At 64.5% G+C, this 18,721-nt stretch carries 15 protein-coding genes; 11 read left to right on the forward strand and 4 right to left on the reverse strand.

Translation table 11 applies throughout. The annotated features are described in order from the left end of the window. The first annotated feature begins 32 nt into the window (after window positions 1-32). The 9 genes from JN302_RS23335 (at window position 33) to lpxB (ending at window position 9,961) form a co-directional block, all read left to right on the forward strand. Entirely contained in the window at window positions 33-752 is a 720-nt protein-coding gene (locus tag JN302_RS23335; RefSeq protein WP_202329311.1) for an isoprenyl transferase, read from the forward strand. Window positions 753-781: 29 nt separating this feature from the next. Continuing rightward, window positions 782-1,594, forward strand: a complete 813-nt coding sequence (locus tag JN302_RS23340) for a phosphatidate cytidylyltransferase (protein ID WP_202334414.1) — start codon at window positions 782-784, stop codon at window positions 1,592-1,594. A gap of 162 nt (window positions 1,595-1,756) precedes the next feature. Beyond that, complete coding sequence (rseP, locus tag JN302_RS23345) at window positions 1,757-2,896, forward strand: RIP metalloprotease RseP (RefSeq protein WP_202329312.1); 1,140 nt, start codon at window positions 1,757-1,759, stop codon at window positions 2,894-2,896. Between the two features lie 220 nt (window positions 2,897-3,116). Then, entirely contained in the window at window positions 3,117-5,501 is a 2,385-nt protein-coding gene (bamA, locus tag JN302_RS23350) for an outer membrane protein assembly factor BamA (RefSeq protein WP_202329313.1), read from the forward strand. A 51-nt stretch (window positions 5,502-5,552) separates the two neighbouring features. Then, window positions 5,553-6,611, forward strand: coding sequence for a UDP-3-O-(3-hydroxymyristoyl)glucosamine N-acyltransferase (lpxD, locus tag JN302_RS23355; RefSeq protein WP_202305706.1), 1,059 nt, complete (start codon window positions 5,553-5,555; stop codon window positions 6,609-6,611). Then, window positions 6,604-7,074: a 3-hydroxyacyl-ACP dehydratase FabZ gene (gene fabZ / locus JN302_RS23360; protein WP_202305708.1), complete on the forward strand. Its 471-nt coding sequence runs from the start codon at window positions 6,604-6,606 to the stop codon at window positions 7,072-7,074. Before lpxD ends, fabZ begins: the two co-directional genes overlap by 8 nt. A 16-nt stretch (window positions 7,075-7,090) precedes the next feature. After that, complete coding sequence (gene lpxA, locus JN302_RS23365) at window positions 7,091-7,918, forward strand: acyl-ACP--UDP-N-acetylglucosamine O-acyltransferase (protein WP_202314993.1); 828 nt, start codon at window positions 7,091-7,093, stop codon at window positions 7,916-7,918. Beyond that, window positions 7,905-8,786: an LpxI family protein gene (locus JN302_RS23370; protein ID WP_202305710.1), complete on the forward strand. Its 882-nt coding sequence runs from the start codon at window positions 7,905-7,907 to the stop codon at window positions 8,784-8,786. Before lpxA ends, JN302_RS23370 begins: the two co-directional genes overlap by 14 nt. Next, the gene (gene lpxB, locus JN302_RS23375; RefSeq protein WP_202329314.1) at window positions 8,783-9,961 is read left to right on the forward strand and encodes a lipid-A-disaccharide synthase; all 1,179 of its coding nucleotides are present in this window, start codon (window positions 8,783-8,785) and stop codon (window positions 9,959-9,961) included. Before JN302_RS23370 ends, lpxB begins: the two co-directional genes overlap by 4 nt. Window positions 9,962-10,153: 192 nt before the next feature. On the opposite strand, the gene gltA is transcribed toward lpxB, so the two are convergent. Together gltA and gltX are read right to left on the reverse strand one after the other, a co-directional pair. Beyond that, complete coding sequence (gene gltA, locus JN302_RS23380) at window positions 10,154-11,443, reverse strand: citrate synthase (protein ID WP_202329315.1); 1,290 nt, start codon at window positions 11,441-11,443, stop codon at window positions 10,154-10,156. A 179-nt stretch (window positions 11,444-11,622) separates the two neighbouring features. Continuing rightward, on the reverse strand, window positions 11,623-13,047 hold the full coding sequence (gene gltX / locus JN302_RS23385) for a glutamate--tRNA ligase (RefSeq protein WP_202329316.1): 1,425 nt from the start codon (window positions 13,045-13,047) through the stop codon (window positions 11,623-11,625). Window positions 13,048-13,162: 115 nt separating this feature from the next. Between gltX and JN302_RS23390 the strand changes: the two genes are divergently transcribed. After that, window positions 13,163-15,637: a ComEC/Rec2 family competence protein gene (locus tag JN302_RS23390; protein ID WP_202329317.1), complete on the forward strand. Its 2,475-nt coding sequence runs from the start codon at window positions 13,163-13,165 to the stop codon at window positions 15,635-15,637. Here the strand turns inward: JN302_RS23390 and JN302_RS23395 are convergent. Both JN302_RS23395 and lexA read right to left on the reverse strand, forming a co-directional pair. Then, entirely contained in the window at window positions 15,621-16,493 is an 873-nt protein-coding gene (locus JN302_RS23395) for an NAD-dependent epimerase/dehydratase family protein (protein ID WP_202305718.1), read from the reverse strand. The genes JN302_RS23390 and JN302_RS23395 overlap by 17 nt on opposite strands. Window positions 16,494-16,518: 25 nt before the next feature. Continuing rightward, window positions 16,519-17,238 carry a transcriptional repressor LexA gene (lexA, locus tag JN302_RS23400; protein WP_202305719.1) on the reverse strand — a complete coding sequence of 240 codons (720 nt, stop codon included), beginning with the start codon at window positions 17,236-17,238 and terminating at the stop codon, window positions 16,519-16,521. Between the two features lie 621 nt (window positions 17,239-17,859). On the opposite strand from lexA, the gene JN302_RS23405 reads away from it, so the two are divergent. Then, entirely contained in the window at window positions 17,860-18,699 is an 840-nt protein-coding gene (locus JN302_RS23405) for an FkbM family methyltransferase (protein ID WP_202305720.1), read from the forward strand. Window positions 18,700-18,721 lie beyond the last annotated feature (22 nt).

The raw sequence follows: 18,721 nt of genomic DNA on the forward strand, positions 1-18,721 counted from the left end.
GGCGCGGTCGGCGAGAAGGCGGTAGGCACAAAATGACGACGCCCGCGCATGTCGCGATCATCATGGACGGCAACGGTCGCTGGGCCAAGGCGCGCGGCCTGCCGCGCGTCGCTGGACACCGCGCCGGCGTCGAGGCGTTGCGCCAGACGGTGCGCGCCGCCGGCGAGATGGGGATCAACTGGCTGACGGTCTATGCCTTTTCGTCCGAGAACTGGTCTCGGCCGAAATCCGAGGTCAGCGACCTGATGGGTTTGCTGAAGCTGTTCATCCGACGCGACCTGGCGGAACTTCACCGGAACGGCGTGCGCGTCCGCGTGATCGGCGAGCGGGAAAATCTCGCCCCGGATATCCGGGCGCTGCTCGAAGAGGCGGAGGACCTCACCCGTTCCAATCGCTCGCTCAATCTGGTGATCGCCTTCAACTACGGCTCCCGGGACGAGATTGCGCGAGCGGCCCGCAATATGGCGATGGCGGTCAAGTCCGGCCAGATCGACGCCGATTCGATCACCGCGGAGTCGTTCGCCGGCTTCCTCGATACGGCAGGAATTCCCGACCCCGATCTCATCATCCGGACGAGCGGCGAGTTGCGCCTGTCGAACTTCCTGCTCTGGCAGGCAGCCTATGCCGAACTGGTGTTCCTGCCGTGCTATTGGCCTGATTTCGGACGAGCTGACCTCGCCGAGGCCTTGCGCAGCTTTGCTTCGCGTGAAAGGCGATTCGGCGGCGTCATCGCAAGCGACATCGCCTTATGACCAATGGCGCGACCAAGCCCGCCGGGCGGTTGAGCAACCTGCAGATGCGGATCATATCGGCGGTCGTGCTGGGCATTGTCGTTCTGGCGCTCACCTGGTTCGGCGGAGCGGCTTTCAGGCTGCTTTGCGCGGTGATTGCGGCGGCGATCTTCTATGAGTGGACCAGGATGTCGCGACCCGCAGGCATAGCCCCGCACCAGATGGTCGCGGCGGCGTTGCTCGCCGTGGTGCTGCTCGTGTTCCTTGCGCAGCCTTCCGCCGCTCTCGTCTTCGGCGCCGCGGCCGGCGCGGTCGCGCTCTGCGCTCTGGACTCCAGGTTGCGCGGTCAGCAAGCGGGCACGACGGTCGGGCTGGCCTACGCCGCGCTCTCCGGCACATCGCTTGCGCTGCTGCGCGACGACGACCGCGAAGGCTTGATGGCGATGCTTTTCCTGTTCGCGACCGTATGGGCGACCGACATCATGGCCTATTTCGTCGGGCGGGCGCTGGGCGGGCCGCGGCTCGCCCCCGCCATCTCTCCCGGCAAGACCTGGAGCGGGGCGATCGGCGGGGCTGCCGGAGGCGTCCTTGCCGGGGGAGCGGTGGCAGCCGTCACCGGTCATGGAGGTCCCGCGCTGCTGGTGACGGCGTTGCTGCTGTCGGTTGTCTCGCAGGTCGGCGATCTTTTCGAATCGTGGGTCAAGCGGCGCCACGGCGTGAAGGATTCCAGCGGGCTGATCCCCGGGCACGGCGGCGTGATGGACCGCGTCGACGGGCTCGTGGCGGCGGCCTTCGTGCTGTACCTGATCGGCGCTCTGCTCGGCGGTGCGGACCGGCCCGCCCATGGCCTGTTCGTCCTGTGAGGGAGGCGCCGCCGTGCCCCGAGCGGATCCGCCCGCCGGACCGCGTAAGCCCCGTGACAGGTCTTCCTGCGAAGATCAAACTCCAGCGTCACGGATTCGCCCGTTTTCACATGACATTTCGAGCCGCGGCTTCGGCCGCGGACGCACTGCCGAGGACCTGACTTGACCGAGCTTTTCTCCTCTATCTTCAGCACGGACAACGTCCTCCTCGGCACGATCGTGCCGTTCCTGTTCGTGCTCACCGTGGTCGTCTTCGTGCATGAGATGGGCCACTATCTCGTTGGCCGCTGGTGCGGCATCGGCGCTACCGCCTTCTCGATCGGATTCGGACCCGAATTGATCGGCTTCAACGATCGCCACGGCACGCGCTGGAAGCTCTCGGCCATTCCGCTCGGCGGCTATGTGAAGTTCGTGGGCGACATGACCGTGACCAGCCAGCCGGACAAGGCGGAAGCCGACGCGCTGCCGGAAGGGCTGCGCAAGGTGGCTTTCCACACCCAGCCCGTCTGGAAGCGCGCGGCGACCGTCTTTGCCGGGCCGCTGTTCAGTTTCCTGCTCACCATTGCCGTCTTCGCCGTGATGTTCTCCCTCTACGGCCGCTTCGTCACCGAACCTACTGTTGCCGAGGTCAGGCCCGGCAGCCCGGCCGCCGAGGCCGGTTTCCTGCCGGGTGACCGCTTCGTCAGCGTCGACGGCGCCAAGGTGGAGACTTTCGCCGATGTCCAGCGGCTCGTTTCAGGTCGGGCGGGGGATCCGATCCGCTTCGTCATGTTGCGCGACGGCAAGGAGGTGACGCTCCAGGCGACGCCCGAGGTCAGCGAGCAGACGGACGCGCTCGGCAATGCCATAAAAGTCGGCATCATCGGGGTCGTCAACAATCAGGCGATGGGGCAGCCCCGCGTGATCAGCTACTCGCCGCCCCAGGCGTTTGGCGAGGCTGTGATCGAAACCGGGCGTATCATCGCCCGGACCGGACAATTCCTGAAGCGTTTCGTCGTCGGGCGCGAGGACAAGTGCCAGCTCGGTGGCCCGGTGAAAATTGCCGACATGGCGGGCAAGGCCGCCAAGCTGGGATTCGAGTGGCTCGTGCAACTCGTGGCGCTCCTGTCCGTCGGCATCGGAATCCTGAACCTTCTGCCAATTCCGCCTCTGGACGGAGGTCATCTGGTCTTCTATGCCGTCGAGGCTGCGACCGGTCGACCCGTGTCGGAGCGCGTGATGGAATTCGTCTATCGCGCCGGATTTTTTCTGGTACTGGTGTTCATGGGATTCGTTTTCTGGAACGATCTGTTCGGCTGTTGAAATCATGAGGAAATTGGCTTCGGGGGAAGCCGAATTGAGATTGCATTTACCATCCGGCGGAATAGGCGTGACGCGAAAGCCACGCTCGTCGGTTTAGTAAATTCAAATTAACCAGAAGCCTTGCGTGTAGGGAAAATCCGGCTATTACGGTATCGAGTTTGACGCCGCGACGTCCGGATTTCTCGCCGTGGGGACTACGAGAAAAAGGTTCTACAGCCCGATGAAGGCAGCATTGAAGTTTATGAGCGCCGCTTCGGCGGTGGCTTTGTCCGCGGGTCTGGTTGTTCCGGGTGCGGTGGCCGTCCAGTTCATTACTGTGTCCGCGGCCGAGGCCGCCGTCGTCAGTCGTATCGAGGTGCGTGGCAACCAGCGCGTCGATGCCGAAACGATTCGCAGCTATGTCGGCATCGCGCCGGGCCAGCAGTTTTCCAATGTCGACATCGACGAGGCCGTCAAGCGCCTGTTCGGGACGGGCCTGTTCTCCGACGTTCGCATCAACCAGGCGGGCGGCACGCTGGTCGTCGAGGTTGATGAATATGCGATCGTCAACCAGGTGCTCTTCCAGGGCAACAAGAAGATCAAGGACGCCGAACTCGCTGCCAACATCCAGCTGAAGCCGCGCGCGACCTTCTCGCAGTCGCAGCTCGAGGCCGACGCAGAGACCGTGCGCGGCGCCTACCGCCGCATCGGTCGCGAGGACGCGCAGGTCACGACGCAGGTCGTCGATCTTGGCGACAATCGCGTCAACGTCGTCTTCGAGGTCAACGAAGGCGGCCGCACCAAGATCGCGACCATCAACTTTGTGGGTAATGAAGCCTTCGGCGACCGCCGTCTTTCGGACGTCATCTCGACGAAGGAGTCCACCATCCTGTCGTTCCTGTTCCGCAACGACATCTATGACGAACAGCGCTTGCGCGCCGACGAAGAAGCGCTGCGCCGCTTTTATTACAATCGCGGCTACGCGGACTTCCAGGTCATCTCGTCCACCGGCGAACTGAACGAAGCCAACAACGAGTATGTGATCACCATCACCGTCGAGGAGGGTGAGAGATACACCTTCGGCGACGTCAGCGTGGAGAGCACGATCGAAGGTGTCGACGCGCAGTCGCTGAACTCGCTGATCGAGACCCGTACGGGCGATACCTACAGCGCCAAGAACGTCGAGGACACGATCATCGCGATCACCGAGCAGGTGGCCGGCAGGGGCTACGCTTTCGCCCAGGTGACGCCGCGCGGCGACCGCAATTTCGAGAACCGTACGATCTCGGTCGTCTATACCGTGGACGAGGGCCCGCGCACCTATGTCGAGCGCATCGAGATTCGCGGCAACAGCCGCACGCGCGACTATGTGATCCGTCGCGAGTTCGACGTCAGCGAGGGCGACGCCTTCAACCAGGTGCTGGTCCAGCGCGCCAAGCGCCGGCTGGAGAAACTCGATTATTTCGAGAAGGTCGAGATTGCGACCGCTCCGGGTTCGGAGCCGGACCAAGTCATTCTGGTGGTGGATCTCGTCGAGAAGTCGACGGGCGAGTTCTCGATCGGTGCCGGCTATTCGACGGGCGGTGAGAACGAAGGCGTCAATGTGGAAGGCTCTATCACGGAGCGAAACTTCCTCGGACGTGGTCAGTATATCAAGCTGTCGGCGGCGGGCGGCGCGAATGCGCGCGATTTCACGCTCTCCTTCACCGAGCCTTACTTCCTGGGACGTCGTATCTCGGCGGGCTTCGACATCTATCGCCAGACCCGCTACTACACCAATTACGACAGCGAGCTCACGGGCGGTACGATCCGCTTCGGCTTGCCGATCACCGAGGCTCTGACCACGCAGTTGGCCTACAATCTGTCGCGAGAGAACTACGCGCTCGACGACGATTGCATTCCCATAACTGACGCCACTCCCAATGGAAATTGTTACATCTCCCAAGCGATCCTGAATGGTATCGAGACGAGTCCATGGATCAAGTCCTCGGTCAGCGCCACGCTGCTCTACAACACGATCGATGACATCAAGAATCCGCATGACGGCTTCTATGCGACTGCCACGACCGAGTTTGCCGGCCTGGGCGGTGACGCCCAGTTTGTGAAGTTCTCGGCGCGCGGCAACTACTACAAGACCCTGTCGGAAGAACTCGATGTCGTGGGCCTGCTGGTGGTGGGCGGCGGCTATGTCGCCTCGACCGGCAACGACCTTCGCGTGTTCGACATGTTCAAGAGCAGCGACCGCATGATCCGCGGCTTCGAATACAACGGCATCGGCCCGGCGGATCAGCTTCCCGATGGAACCTTCGAACAACTCGGCGGCACGACCTATTTCAACGCCACGGCGGAAGCGCAGTTCCCGCTCCCGGTCATCCCGGAGAGCTACGGGCTCAAGGGTGCCTTCTTCGCCGATGCCGCGACGCTCTATGGCAACAACATTCGGAACGACGACGGGTCCTACTCCGCCGACGTTTCGAGGGGCATGGAATGGCGCGCTTCGGTCGGCGCCAGCTTGATCTGGGCGTCACCGTTCGGGCCGCTTCGCGTCGACTACGCCGTCCCGGTCATGAAGCAGGACTCGGACCAGGTCCAGAATTTCAATTTCGGCATGTCGACCCGCTTCTGATAGCGGCGGGCGACGCTTCCGGGCCGTTCCGGCCCGGAAGAAAAGGCATATATGACAGATCCGGTCTTCTTCGCGCCGTCACGCCGGTATACAGCCGCTGAGATTGCCGCCCTGACCGGCGCGCAACTCCTTGACGGCGACGCCGCTTCCGTGGCGGTGACCGGCATAGCTCCGGCAACGCAGGGGGGCGTCGGCAAGCTCGTCTTCGTCGAAGGCAAGCGCAATGCGAGCCTTCTTGAAGGCCTCGCGGCGGCCGCCATTCTATGCACCGCTGAACTCAGCGGGCAGGTGCCGGCCGGGATCGCGCGGCTGATAACGCCGCGCCCTCAATATGCTTTCGCACTGGTGAGCCGGGTCCTTTATCCGACCTCCGTCGCGTCTCGTCCGCTGACCGGCGAGACGGGCATATCGCCTGCAGCGCATGTCGCGAAGTCCGCAAGGATCGAGGAGGGCGCCGTCGTCGAGGCCGGCGCCGTGATCGGCGAAGAGGCAGCAGTCGGGCGCGGCACCGTGGTGGCGCCGAATGCCGTGATCGGCGCGATGTGCCAGATCGGCCGCGATTGCTATATCGGGCCCAACGTCTCGGTGCAGTACGCCTTGCTTGGGGATCGAGTCTTTGTTCATGGGGGCGCCCAGATCGGTCAGGACGGCTTCGGCTTCGTGCCGGGCCCGGCGGGGCCGGAGCGCATTCCGCAGATCGGTCGCGTCATCATGCAGAACGATGTCGAGATCGGCGCCAACACCACCGTCGACAGGGGAGCGATGGCCGACACCATCATCGGCGAGGGCACGAAGATCGACAATCTGGTGCAGATCGCCCACAATGTCCGCATCGGCCGTGGCTGCGTGATCGCGGGGCATTGCGGCCTGTCCGGTTCCGTGACCGTGGGCGATTTCGTCATGCTTGGCGGCCGGGTCGGTATCGCCGACCACATTACCATTGGCTCGAGGGCGCAGATCGCGGCGTCGTCCGGCTTGATGCACGACGTGCCATCGGGCGAAAGGTGGGCGGGCTCGCCGGCGCGTCCGATGCGGGAGTTCTTCAAGGAAGTCGCGGCGATCCGAAGCCTGATGAAGCCGAAGTCATCGAAGGGGGACAATAATGGCTGACACGGCCGGAGCAACTCTCGAGGCCATGGACATCATGCGGCTGATGAAGCTGCTGCCGCATCGCTATCCTTTCCTGCTGGTCGACAGGATCATCGAGGTCGACGGCGACAAGTCGGCTGTCGGGATTAAGAACGTGACCGTCAACGAGCCGCATTTCCAGGGACATTTCCCCGGGCACCCCGTGATGCCGGGTGTGCTGATCATCGAGGCGATGGCGCAGACGGCGGGCGCGATCTGCATCAACAGCACGGCGGGCGACAGGCCTTCGCTGGTCTATTTCATGACCATCGACAATGCGAAGTTCCGCCGGCCGGTCGTGCCCGGCGACCGCTTGGAAATCCGCGTCACCAAACTCAAGCAGCGCGGCAATATATGGCGCTTCGGCTGCGAGGCGACCGTCGACGGCGCCAAGGCGGCCGAGGCCGAAATTTCGGCGATGATGTCGCCCAAGGTAGCGGAATAGACAGATCTTGACCGGGATGCAGAACGTGATGATTCATCCGAGCGCCGTCGTCGAAGACGGAGCGGTGATCGGCGAGGGCAGCCGCGTCGGTCCGTTCTGCCATGTCGGCAAGGATGCGGTGCTCGGCCGGAACGTCGAACTCGTCAGCCATGTATCGGTCATGGGGGCCACCACCCTCGGCGACGGCTGCCGCGTATTTCCCCAGGCTACCCTCGGCGGCGCACCTCAGAACCTGAAGCACTCCGGCGCGCGCACCACGCTTACCATCGGCCGCAACACCATCATCCGCGAAGGTGTGACGATGCATGTCGGCTCGGACACCAGTCGTGGCGCGACCATCGTCGGCTCGAACGGCTATTTCATGGGCTACTCACATGTGGCCCATGACTGCACGGTTGGCGACAACGTCACCTTCGCCAACGGCGCGACCCTGGCCGGGCATTGCGACATCGGTGACAACGTCGTCATCGGCGGATTGACCGCCGTTCACCAGTTCACCCGGATCGGCAACAATGCCTTCCTCTCGGGCTGTTCGGCGATACCGGGCGACGTGATCCCGTTCGGGCTGGCCCGCGGCAACCTTGCCAAGCTGCGTGGCCTCAACGTGGTCGGCATGCGTCGGACCGGCATGTCCAAGGCCGACATACAGGTCGTGCGCCGGGCCTATCGCACCATTTTCGACCGTACGCGGACCGTCGGCGAGAATCTCGATATCGCCCGCCGCGATTTCGCGGACTCGGCCGTCGCCATGAGCCTGGTCTCGTTCCTGTCGGAACGCGGCAAGCGCTATTTCCTGACGCCCCCTCTCGGTGCCGGCGACGACGGCGGCGATGACGAGGACTGATCCCACCATCAGGCTCGCTCCAACCGACCGCGTGGCGGTACTCGCCGGTAGCGGTCGTCTGCCGGTCAATGTGATCGAAGGTCTGGCCGCGTCAGGCCACGAGCCTTTCGTGGTGCTGATCGGAGGCGAGGCCGACGACGATCCGCGTCTTACGGCCCACGACCATGCCACGCTCGAGCTGGAGAATTTCGGTGGGCTGGTTTCGCTTCTGAAAGCCAACCGCGTCACGCATGTCGTCATGGCGGGCGGCATCGGCCGGCGTCCGAGCTGGTGGCGCATGCGGATAACGCCGGCATTCCTGTCGGTCGCGGCGAAGGCGCTTTATGGCCTGTCGCGAGGCGACGACGGCCTGCTGCGGACGATTGTCCGCGCCTTCGAGGGCAAGGGGTTCAAGGTCGTCGGCGCTCATGAGATCGTACCCGACCTGCTCACCCCCGAAGGCCGGCTCACCCGGGCCGGGCCGACCGCCGCCGACAGGCGCGATCTTGACGCGGCCTGGGTCGCGGCGCAGGCGATCGGCGCGCTCGATATCGGCCAGGGCGCGATCGCGATCGGCGGGCGTGTTATCGCGCTCGAAGGCATCGAAGGCACGGACGGGCTTCTGGAACGGACGAAGGCGTTGCGCAGCCATGGCCGACTGGCTTCGGCGAAACGGGGCGTCCTGGTCAAATGCGCGAAGCCGGGCCAGGAACTGCGCGCGGACTTGCCGGCGATCGGTCCCGCGACCATCGATGGGGCCCATGCGGCCGGGCTCGCCGGAGTGGGCGTGGAAGCGGGAAGATCGCTGATCCTCGATCATGGCGCGATGATCGCGCGCGCCGACGCGCTCGGCCTCTTCGTCGTCGGTCTTTCATCGGACGCGCGATGACGGCCGCTGACGCTCCGCTGAGGATCGCGATCGTCGCAGGAGAAGAGTCCGGTGACCTGCTCGGTGCCGACCTCGTGCGGGCGCTTGCCGCGAAATCGCGCCGCAGCGTCGAACTGACGGGCGTGGGCGGCCGCCACCTCCAGGAACTGGGGCTGAAGCCGCTTTTCGATCCCGGCGACATCGCATTGATGGGCCTGATGGCGGTGCTGAAGGATCTGCCGCGGCTGGTCAAGCGTATCGGCCAGACGGCCCGCTTCGTGGCGGACCAGAAGCCGGACTGCCTCATCACGATCGACGGCCCGGATTTCACGCTTCGTGTGGCAAAGAAGGTGCGCTCGCTGGCGCCCTCGATCCCTATCGTCCACTATGTGTGTCCGAGCGTCTGGGCCTGGCGGCCGGGCAGGGCGCCGGCCATGCGTCCGCATGTCGACAGGGTGCTCTGCCTGTTGCCTTTCGAACCGGCGGCATTGAAACGGCTCGGCGGACCGCCCGGCACCTATGTCGGACACCGGCTGAGCAACGATCCCGGCGTCGTCGCGGCGTCGAAGGCGCAGTCGGCGAACCGTGATCTTTCGCCCGATCGCGAAAAGACGCTGCTTTTGCTTCCCGGCTCTCGCCGCGGCGAGGTCCGCGGCCTGATCGATGTTTTCGCCAAGACGGCCACGATCCTGGGCGAGCGGGGTCACCGGCTGCGGCTGTTGTTGCCCACGGTTCCCCATGTCGCCGGTCTCGTGAAGGAAGCGGTCGCCCATTGGACGCACAAGCCGGATGTCATCGTCGATCCCGCAGGCAAGTGGCGGGCTTTCGGCGAAGCCGACGCTGCGCTCATTGCGTCGGGCACGGTCTCGCTGGAACTCGCGCTTTCCGGTGTCCCGATGGTCTCCTGCTATCGCGTCGAGCCTGTGATGCGTCCGGCACAACGCTTCATCACCGTATGGTCGGCGGCGTTGCCCAACCTGATCGCCGACCGGCCGGTCGTGCCGGAATTCTACGATCCCTATGTGAAGCCCGAGAACCTCGCCCGCCAGCTCGAAGCCCTGATGAGCGACAGCGGCATGCGTGCCTGGCAGAAGGACGGCTTTGCCGAGGTCCGACGCCGCATGGCCACGGATCGCCCGGCGGGCGAGCTCGCCGCCGACGCTGTCATCGAGACTATCGCAACCCATAGGGGTTAAGATAAAACATCGACCGCTGGCGCGCGTGACCGTGTGGCCCACGTCTTTTTGGTGCGAAGCCGGGCGACCCGGATCGGCCGTGCCGGCGAGCGAGGCCGCGCTCGGAACGTCTCCGCACAACCGCGCCGGAAGCACCCCGTGGAAACAGAAAAGGCGCCCGGAGGCGCCTTTGGGACCAGGTGGCGGAGCCGATCAGCGCTTGGCGATCGGAACGTAGTCGCGCTCCGTCGCGCCGGTGTAGAGCTGGCGCGGACGACCGATCTTCTGGTGCGGATCCTCGATCATCTCCTTCCACTGCGCGATCCAGCCGACGGTGCGTGCCAGCGCGAACAGCACGGTGAACATGGTGGTCGGGAAGCCGAGCGCCTTCAGCGTGATGCCGGAATAGAAGTCGATGTTGGGGTAGAGCTTCTTTTCGATGAAATAGTGGTCGGTCAGAGCGATCTTCTCCAGCTCCATTGCCACGTCGAGCATCGGGTCGTCCTTGATGCCGAGTTCGCCCAGCACCTCATGCGTGGTCTTCTGCATGATCTTGGCGCGTGGGTCGTAGTTCTTGTAGACGCGGTGGCCGAAGCCCATCAGGCGGAACGGATCGTTCTTGTCCTTGGCCCGGGCGATAAATTCCGGGATACGATCGACGGTGCCGATCTCGCTCAGCATGTTGAGCGCCGCCTCGTTGGCGCCGCCATGCGCGGGTCCCCACAGGCATGCGATGCCGGCCGCGATGCAGGCGAACGGATTGGCGCCGGAGGAGCCGGCGAGACGCACGGTCGAGGTCGACGCGTTCTGCTCGTGATCGGCATGGAGGATGAAGATGCGGTCCATGGCCCGCGCCAGGACCGGGTTCACCTTGTATTCCTCGCAAGGCACGGCGAAGCACATATGCAGGAAGTTCGCCGCGAAGTTCAGCTCGTTCTTCGGATAGATGAAGGGCTGGCCGACATGGTATTTGTAGGCCATTGCCGCGATCGTCGGCATCTTGGCGATCAGGCGGATCGAGGCGACCATGCGCTGATGCGGATCCGAGATGTCGGTCGAGTCGTGATAGAAGGCCGAGAGGGCGCCGACCACGCCGCACATCACCGCCATCGGGTGGGCGTCGCGGCGGAAGCCCGTGAAGAAGCGCGACATCTGCTCATGCACCATTGTGTGGCGCGTGACGCGGTAGTCGAAGTCGTCCTTCTGCGCCTTCGTCGGCAGCTCTCCGTAGAGGAGCAGATAGCAGACTTCGAGGAAATCACCGTGCTCGGCGAGCTGGTCGATCGGGTAGCCGCGGTGCAGCAGGATGCCCTCGTCGCCGTCGATGAAGGTTATCTGGGACTCGCAGCTCGCGGTCGAGGTGAAGCCCGGATCGTAGGTGAAGGTACCGGTCTGGCCGTACAATGAGCCGATATCGATCACGTCGGGCCCAACCGAGCCACTTCGCACCTTGAGCTCCAGAGTTTTGCCGCCAAACTCGAGCTTGGCCATCGAATCGCTCATTGCAAACTCCTTTTGCTTCAAATCGCCCGGACGGGCCCGTACTTGCATGGCATCGGGTTGAAAAAGCCGTAAAGCGCGCTTTTGCTATCGCATTTTGGATGGCGTGCCAAGTTCGCCCGGAACGTAATGTTGCACCGCAACAGACCGGATTCAACGGAGGAATCCGGCGCTGTCGGCATTCAATCGATTTGGTCTCCGATGCGTGCGAGACTTTCCTCCCGGCCGAGCACGGCCAGCACGTCGAACACGCCGGGTGACGTGCTTCTGCCGGTCAATGCAGCCCGCAAGGGTTGCGCGACGGCGCCCAGCTTGTGACCCTGAGCGGTCGCGAAATCGCGGATCGCGGCCTCCGTCGTCGCGGCCGTCCACTCGGCGCCGACTGCCTCCAGCGATGCCTTTGCGCCGGCCAGGATCTGCTTTGCCGGGCCGGCCGCCAAGGCGGCCGCCTTCTCGTCGAGTTGCAGCGGCCTCCCGGCAAAGAGATAGCCGGCGCTGTCGGCGAGTTCGACCAGCGTCTTGGCGCGCTCCTTCAGGCCGGGAAGGGCGGCGAGCAACTGCTTCTTCTTCGTCTCGTCCAGCTTGGCGAGGATGGCCGGTCCGTTCTCCAGATAGGGAAGCGTGGCGACAAAAATGTCGAGCAACTCCTGATCCGGCGTTTGACGCATATAGACGCCGTTCAATGCCTCCAGCTTCTGGAAGTCGAAGCGCGCCGCCCCCTTGTTGACGTCCTCGATCTCGAACCATCGAATCATGTCGTCGAGGCTCATGATCTCGTCGTCGCCGTGGCTCCAGCCGAGGCGGACCAGATAGTTGCGCAGCGCAGCCGGCAGATAGCCCATGGCGCGGTAGGCGTCGACGCCGAGCGCGCCGTGCCTCTTGGAGAGTTTCGCGCCGTCCGATCCGTGGATCAGCGGTATATGCGCCATGACGGGCACCTCCCAACCCATGGCATCATAGATCACCGTCTGGCGCGCGGCATTGGTGAGGTGGTCGTCGCCGCGGATGATGTGCGTGACGCCCATGTCGTGATCGTCGACCACGACGGCGTGCATATAGGTCGGCGTGCCGTCCGAGCGCAGGATGATGAAATCGTCCAGGTCCTTGTTGGGGAAACGCACGTCGCCCTGCACGCGGTCGTACACCACCGTCTCGCCCTCGGTCGGCGCCTTGATGCGGATCGCGGGTTTTACCCCAACTGGCGCCTCTGACGGATCCTTGTCGCGCCAGCGGCCGTCATAGCGAGGCGGTCGGCCCTCGGCACGCGCCTTCTCGCGCATCTCCTCGAGTTCAGCCGGAGTCGCGTAGCAATAATATGCGTTGCCGCGGCGCACCAGTTCCTCGGCCACCTCGCGGTGGCGCGCGACGCGGCCGAACTGGGAGATCGGTTCGCCATCCCAATGCAGGCCGAGCCAGGTCAGGCCGTCGAGGATCGCCGCGGTCGCGGCGTCGGTCGAGCGCTCCCTGTCCGTGTCCTCGATGCGCAGCAGCATCGTGCCGCCCGTGTGGCGGGCGTAGAGCCAGTTGAAGAGCGCAGTGCGGCCGCCGCCGATATGCAGGTAGCCGGTCGGCGAAGGAGCAAAGCGCGTGACGACGGGTTTGGACATGACATTCGTTTCCGGGGTTTGCGCGGCCCGGTCGGGCGGGAGGCGGCGGCCTGCGCGTGGCATTCGATCGAAGGCTCATGTAGCATAGGCGGTCGAGCGTGCAAGGGGCGCCCGTATGAGTGAGGGCAGGGCGGGGGAGATCGCAGGCGAAACGTCGCTTTTCGCGATGCGGCCGGCTGCCCGCGATCATCCCGGCGGCGCTCCAGCCGATCCAGTCGAAGAGAACGATCGTGGCGGCATATCCGCTCGACCGCCAGGTGCCATCCGCCGCCGCCTCCCGTCGGGTTTGCGCCTGCCCGAACTCGGAACCGCGATCGGTGAGGCCCTCGTCACCGAATGGGAGCGCGGCACCGCCTTCCTCTTCATCCCGGTATTCCTGGCGGCGGGGGCCATCGCCTATTATTCTATCGAGACGGAGCCGGGCCTTTCCTCTCTGGCGGGAGGCGTCGCGATTCTCTGTGCCGCGAGCCTGCTTGCCAGGACACGTCCGCTGCTGCAACTGGCCGTGGCGGCGCTGCTGCTCATCCTTCTCGGCATGCTCTTTGGCTCGGTCGAGACCCGCCGGGCGGGAACGAGGGTGCTCGGCAGCGAGATATCGACGGTGTTGACGGGCCGTGTCGCCGCGATCGAACACCAGGCGAACGGTCGTGTCCGGCTGACGCTCGACGTGCTCGATACGGCTCGCCCGAAGCTTCGCTATGCCCCCGAGCGCGTACGCGTCTCCGCCAGGGCCGTCCCGGCCGATCTCGTCGCCGGATCGGTGGTGACCGGCGTCGCCCGGTTGTTCCCGCCGTCCGGGCCTCTCCGTCCCGGCAGCTACGATTTCTCCTTCGAGAGTTTCTTCGACGGCATTGGCGCCAATGGCTTCTTCCTGAAGGACCCCGAGGTGACGACATCAGTCTCGGCGCCGGTGCCGCTCGAAGCCCGCTTTCATGCCGTGGTCGAGAACGCCCGTACCGCACTTGCCCAACGCATCCGCGGCCGGATAGGCGGGCCCGAAGGCGAGATCGCGGCGGCGCTGATCGCCGGCACGCGCGCCGGTATCCCGGAGGAGGTGAACGAGGCTCTGCGCCGCACCGGCCTGGCGCATGTTCTGTCGATCTCCGGGCTGCATATGGCCTTGGTGGCAGTTACGATCATGACCGCCCTGCGCCTCGGCTTTGCGCTCTTCCCTGGCTTCGCCTCACGCAGGCCGGTCAAGAAATATGCGGCTGTCGTCGCGCTTGCCGCGACTGCCGTCTATCTCTTCATCTCGGGGTCGGCGGTCGCCGCCGAGCGCAGCTTCATCATGCTGGCCGTGATGCTCCTTGCCGTCATGGTCGATCGCGCGGCTCTCACCATGCGCAACCTTGCGATCGCGGCGATTGCAGTGATCGCGCTCTCACCCCATGAGGTCGTGGGGCCAAGCTTCCAGATGTCCTTTGCTGCGACCGCCGCGCTGATTGGCGCCTATGGCTGGTGGGCGGAGCGGCGGGCAAGCCGTCCCGCCACGGCACCGCCGGCGGATGCTTCGATCGTGATGCGCCTCGCAAGGGGCGTGACGCGCAATCTCGCCGGCCTCGTCATGGTGTCGATGATCGCCGGGCTCGCGACCAGTGTCTACGGCGTCTACCATTTCCAGCGGGTTTCTCCGCTCAGCATCGTTGCCAACCTGGCCGCGATGCCGATCGTGTCTGTCATCGTGATGCCGTGCGCGGTGGTGGCGATGGCGGCCATGCCTTTCGGCCTCGACGGGATATTCCTCGACACGATGGGCCGGGGGCTGGCGGTCATGGTCTCGGTCGCCGATTGGTTCTCCGACCGCTCGCCCCTGGACGCCGTCGGAACCGTCCCGGTCGCAGCGGTGGTGTCGATCACGGCAGCACTCGTCATTGCGACGCTCGCCTCCACCTGGCTGCGCGCACTGTCGCTGCCGTTCGTGGTCGCCGGCCTCGCCCTGGTCGCAACGCGCTCTTCGCCCGACGTGCTCGTCTCCGAGGATGCGCGCCTGGTCGGGATGCCGCTCCAGGATGGCCGGCTCGCCGTCAACCGCTCCCGTCCGAACGGCTTTACGGTAGAGGATTGGCAACGCGCTACAGGAACGGCGGCCTTGGCGAAGCCCAGCCGGACGGGATCGGGCGCCGCCGCACCGGAAGGGGCGAAAGCCGGACGGACCCAAGAGGGTGCGTCCGGCCCGGTCGGCGTGTCTCCTGCAAGGTTGCTGCGGCACGGCGACCTGCCGGTGACCGTCGGCTTTCTCTGCGGCGGGGGCCTGTGCCTTGGGCGACAGGCGCCCGACGTCTTCGTGGCTCATGCTGAGACGGCCGAGGCGGCTCTGGCTGCCTGCGGCTTCGCCGCACTCATCGTGATCGACGATGCGACCGCTGAGAACCCGTGCCCGCACGACAGCTCGCTCGTGATCACGAAGCGGCATCTGGCGCGCCAGGGAACCGCACAAATATCGCTGTCCGGCGAGAGGCCGATCGTCAGATTCACCTTGGCGGAGCCCTATCGGCCATGGCACGCGCATCGGCAATTCTCGCGGGAGGCGCGCGGACTGCCGCCGTTCCGGCCGAAGGCGCGGAAGTCTGCGGTCACGATGCCGGACTAGGCAATGGCGAAGGATCGCAGTCGCCTGCAAGGACGGCCAGACCGTCGTATCGCGGTTGGAAGCCCAATCCCCTGCGAGCCTTCTCCGTGGCATAGATACGATCGATCCGTGCCGGCAGACGATACCCCGCCCGCCGGAAGGCGTGGGCGAAATCCGGCGCGCGGGCTTCGATGACGCCGCGCGCGTCGTTCCACAAGGCTTCGGCATCGTCGGGCAGGAACGGCGACGAGGAGGAGATCACATAGACTTCGCCGCGCGGGCCTTTGCGCCGCAGCGCAGCGAGATGGGCATCGACCACGTCACGCCGGTCGATGCCGCGATACAAGCGCCAGAGCGCCATGTCTGGCGAGGGTTCGGAAAAGCAGCGGCCCATGCGCAGGATGGTCGCCCGGATTCCGGACGCCGCGGCCAGCACATGCTCCTCGGCCGCGCGCTTCGTCACATCGTAGATGTCGCGCGGTTCCGGCGTGACGCTTTCATCGATCCAGGCTGCGCGTCCCTCGGCAACCAATGCATGTCCGTAGACGGATGTGGAACTGGTAAAGACGAAGTGGCTGGCGCCGTGGGCGACCGCCAGATCGACGAGGCGCGCCGTGCCCTCCGCATTGACCTTCCAGAACCGTGCCTCGTCGATCGAGCCGACATGAGGCGCATGCAGCGCCGCAGTGTGAACCACCGCCTCCACATTCTCAAAGGCGCGCGAAAGCTCGTCGCTGCGACAGGCAACATCCGCCAGCACATCGACCTGGGCGCCCGGCCTGATATCGACGCCGACGACTTCCGCCGTTCTGCGCAACGCGGCCGCGATCGCGGAACCGACCAGACCCGCCGTGCCGGTGACAACGATCCGTCCCACACGAATGCCGGATGCGCCGTCGGTATCAGTATCTGCGGATCAGGCCGACCAGTCTTCCCTGCACCTTCACCCTGTCGGGTCCGAAGATTCGTGTCTCGTAGGCGGGATTGGCCGCTTCGAGCGCGATCGACGCGCCCCTGCGGCGGAAGCGCTTCAACGTCGCCTCTTCGTCGTCGACCAGCGCCACGACGATCTCTCCGGGGCTGGCCGTGCTGGCATTGCGGATGATGACCGTGTCTCCGTCGAAGATACCGGCTTCGATCATGGAGTCCCCCTTGACCTCGAGCGCATAGTGCTCGCCGCCGGCGATCATCTCCGGTGGAACGGAGATCGAGTGGGTCTTGTGCTGTATCGCCTCGATCGGCACGCCGGCCGCAATCCGGCCCATCACAGGTATGGCGACCGCCACAGTCGCTTCGTCGTCGTTGCCGGCGGCGGGAAGACGGGCAGGGGGCGCGGGTTTCTTGCCCAGGCTGCCTTCTATGACGCTCGGCGAGAACTTGCGCGCGCCGCCAAGCCCCGGCGCGATCGAATCGGGCAGTCGGATGACCTCGAGCGCCCGGGCCCTGTTCGGCAACCGGCGAATGAAGCCCCGCTCCTCGAGCGCGGTGATCAGCCGGTGAATTCCCGATTTGGAAGCGAGGTCGAGCGCCTCCTTCATTTCGTCGAACGACGGCGGGATGCCCGCTTCCTTGAGCCGTTCATGGATGAACAGAAGCAGTTCATGTTGCTTGCGCGTCAGCATGCCGTTCCTCAAGGAATCAGATCATAAACAAAACCAGAACAAACACTATCTGTTCCAGTTGTGTTCCGCAACTGGCTAAATTCGGGTGAACTGCGAGCAGCGCCGGCGGCGGTCCCCGTCATTCGGCGCCCGGTTCGGTCCTATTGCAATCGATTACGCTGACGTTGTCGGCTGGCTCTCCATTCGACTCTAGCGCTGCTTGCCAAGCGGCCTCACCATCACAGCTGGGGCAAGTGTCAAGCGCACCGAAGGGGCGTAAACGATCCCGTAGCACAGGGCCGACGATACTGGATGGCTCGGTGCGCCGGTTAGACCGGAGGATAGACATGGGGTGGCGCAAGGATCGCAGGCTTTCTCGCTTTGCGGTGCTTCTGGCTTCCCTGTCGGGCATGCCGCCTTCCCGATCCAATCCCAAAGAGCGCGGCGGTCGACGCCGCCGACTACTCAAAGGATACCATCTTGTTACGCCCTTAATCGTCGCTGCGCCTGGTGCGATGCGATAATCGCTGTGCCAGCCTTCATGTTTCAGGACGAGTTTCAGAGCTTCCGCAGATTACTGTGCATGGACATTTTCTTTCGGGGATGGAAGAAGGAACTCGCTCAAGCGAGGGATCCGACGAGATGAGCCTGTCAGAAGTTGCGATCGGTCCGGTCAGGCTGCACACATTGCCGCAGGACGCCGACTGGTACCGGCAGCGCCGGCAATTCGAAGAGATGGCGTCAGGTCTGTATCGGCTGCTCGCTCAGGAACATTTCCGAAACTTCATCGATGTCGGCGCAAACAGTGGCATGGTTTCCGTATTTGCTCGCCGCTCCGCTCCGGACCTTCGCATAGTCGCGATCGAAGCCGACCAACGACTAGTCGAGATCATCCCCGGCAACTTCGCCCTCAACGGGCTCAATGAGCCGGAACTGATCCATGCCATCGCGAGCGCGAAGACCGATGCCGGCGGCTCGTTTTCTCTCAACCCGAAATCCACCTTGGATAACCGCGTAGCGATGGACGGCTGGGCCAAGGTTTCGGTACCGCAGATTGCGTTGGATGATCTGTTCAAGGATCGGGGCATCGAGGGCAAGACCTTCCTCAAGGTAGACACTCAAGGCCATGAAAAACATGTCTTGGAAGGTTTTGCGACCACCATGCGAAGCCGATCCGATTGGATCATCAAGATGGAATTCGCCCCGATGTGGCTGAAGTCCCAGGGGACGGACCCCGCAGAGCTTGCCCGTTCCCTGTCAGCCGACTATCTCGTGGCCGAGTATCCGGAACGCATTGCCTACAACTACCCTGCTGTGTCCACACTCCTTTCGCATACGATCTCTCCAGATCAAGCCGAACACTTTGTCTCCTATGTCGAATCCTTAGACCGAAATGGGCGGGGCTGGGTCGACTTGGTCGTGGCGCCCCGATCATGGCGACCGAAGGGCCTGCGAAGCGGACTGAAGGCACTGTTCGGCTGACATGGTGGCAATGCGAGTGTGG

Origin of the sequence: Mesorhizobium sp. L-8-3, from assembly GCF_016756615.1 — a bacterium.
Classification (GTDB): Bacteria; Pseudomonadota; Alphaproteobacteria; order Rhizobiales; family Rhizobiaceae.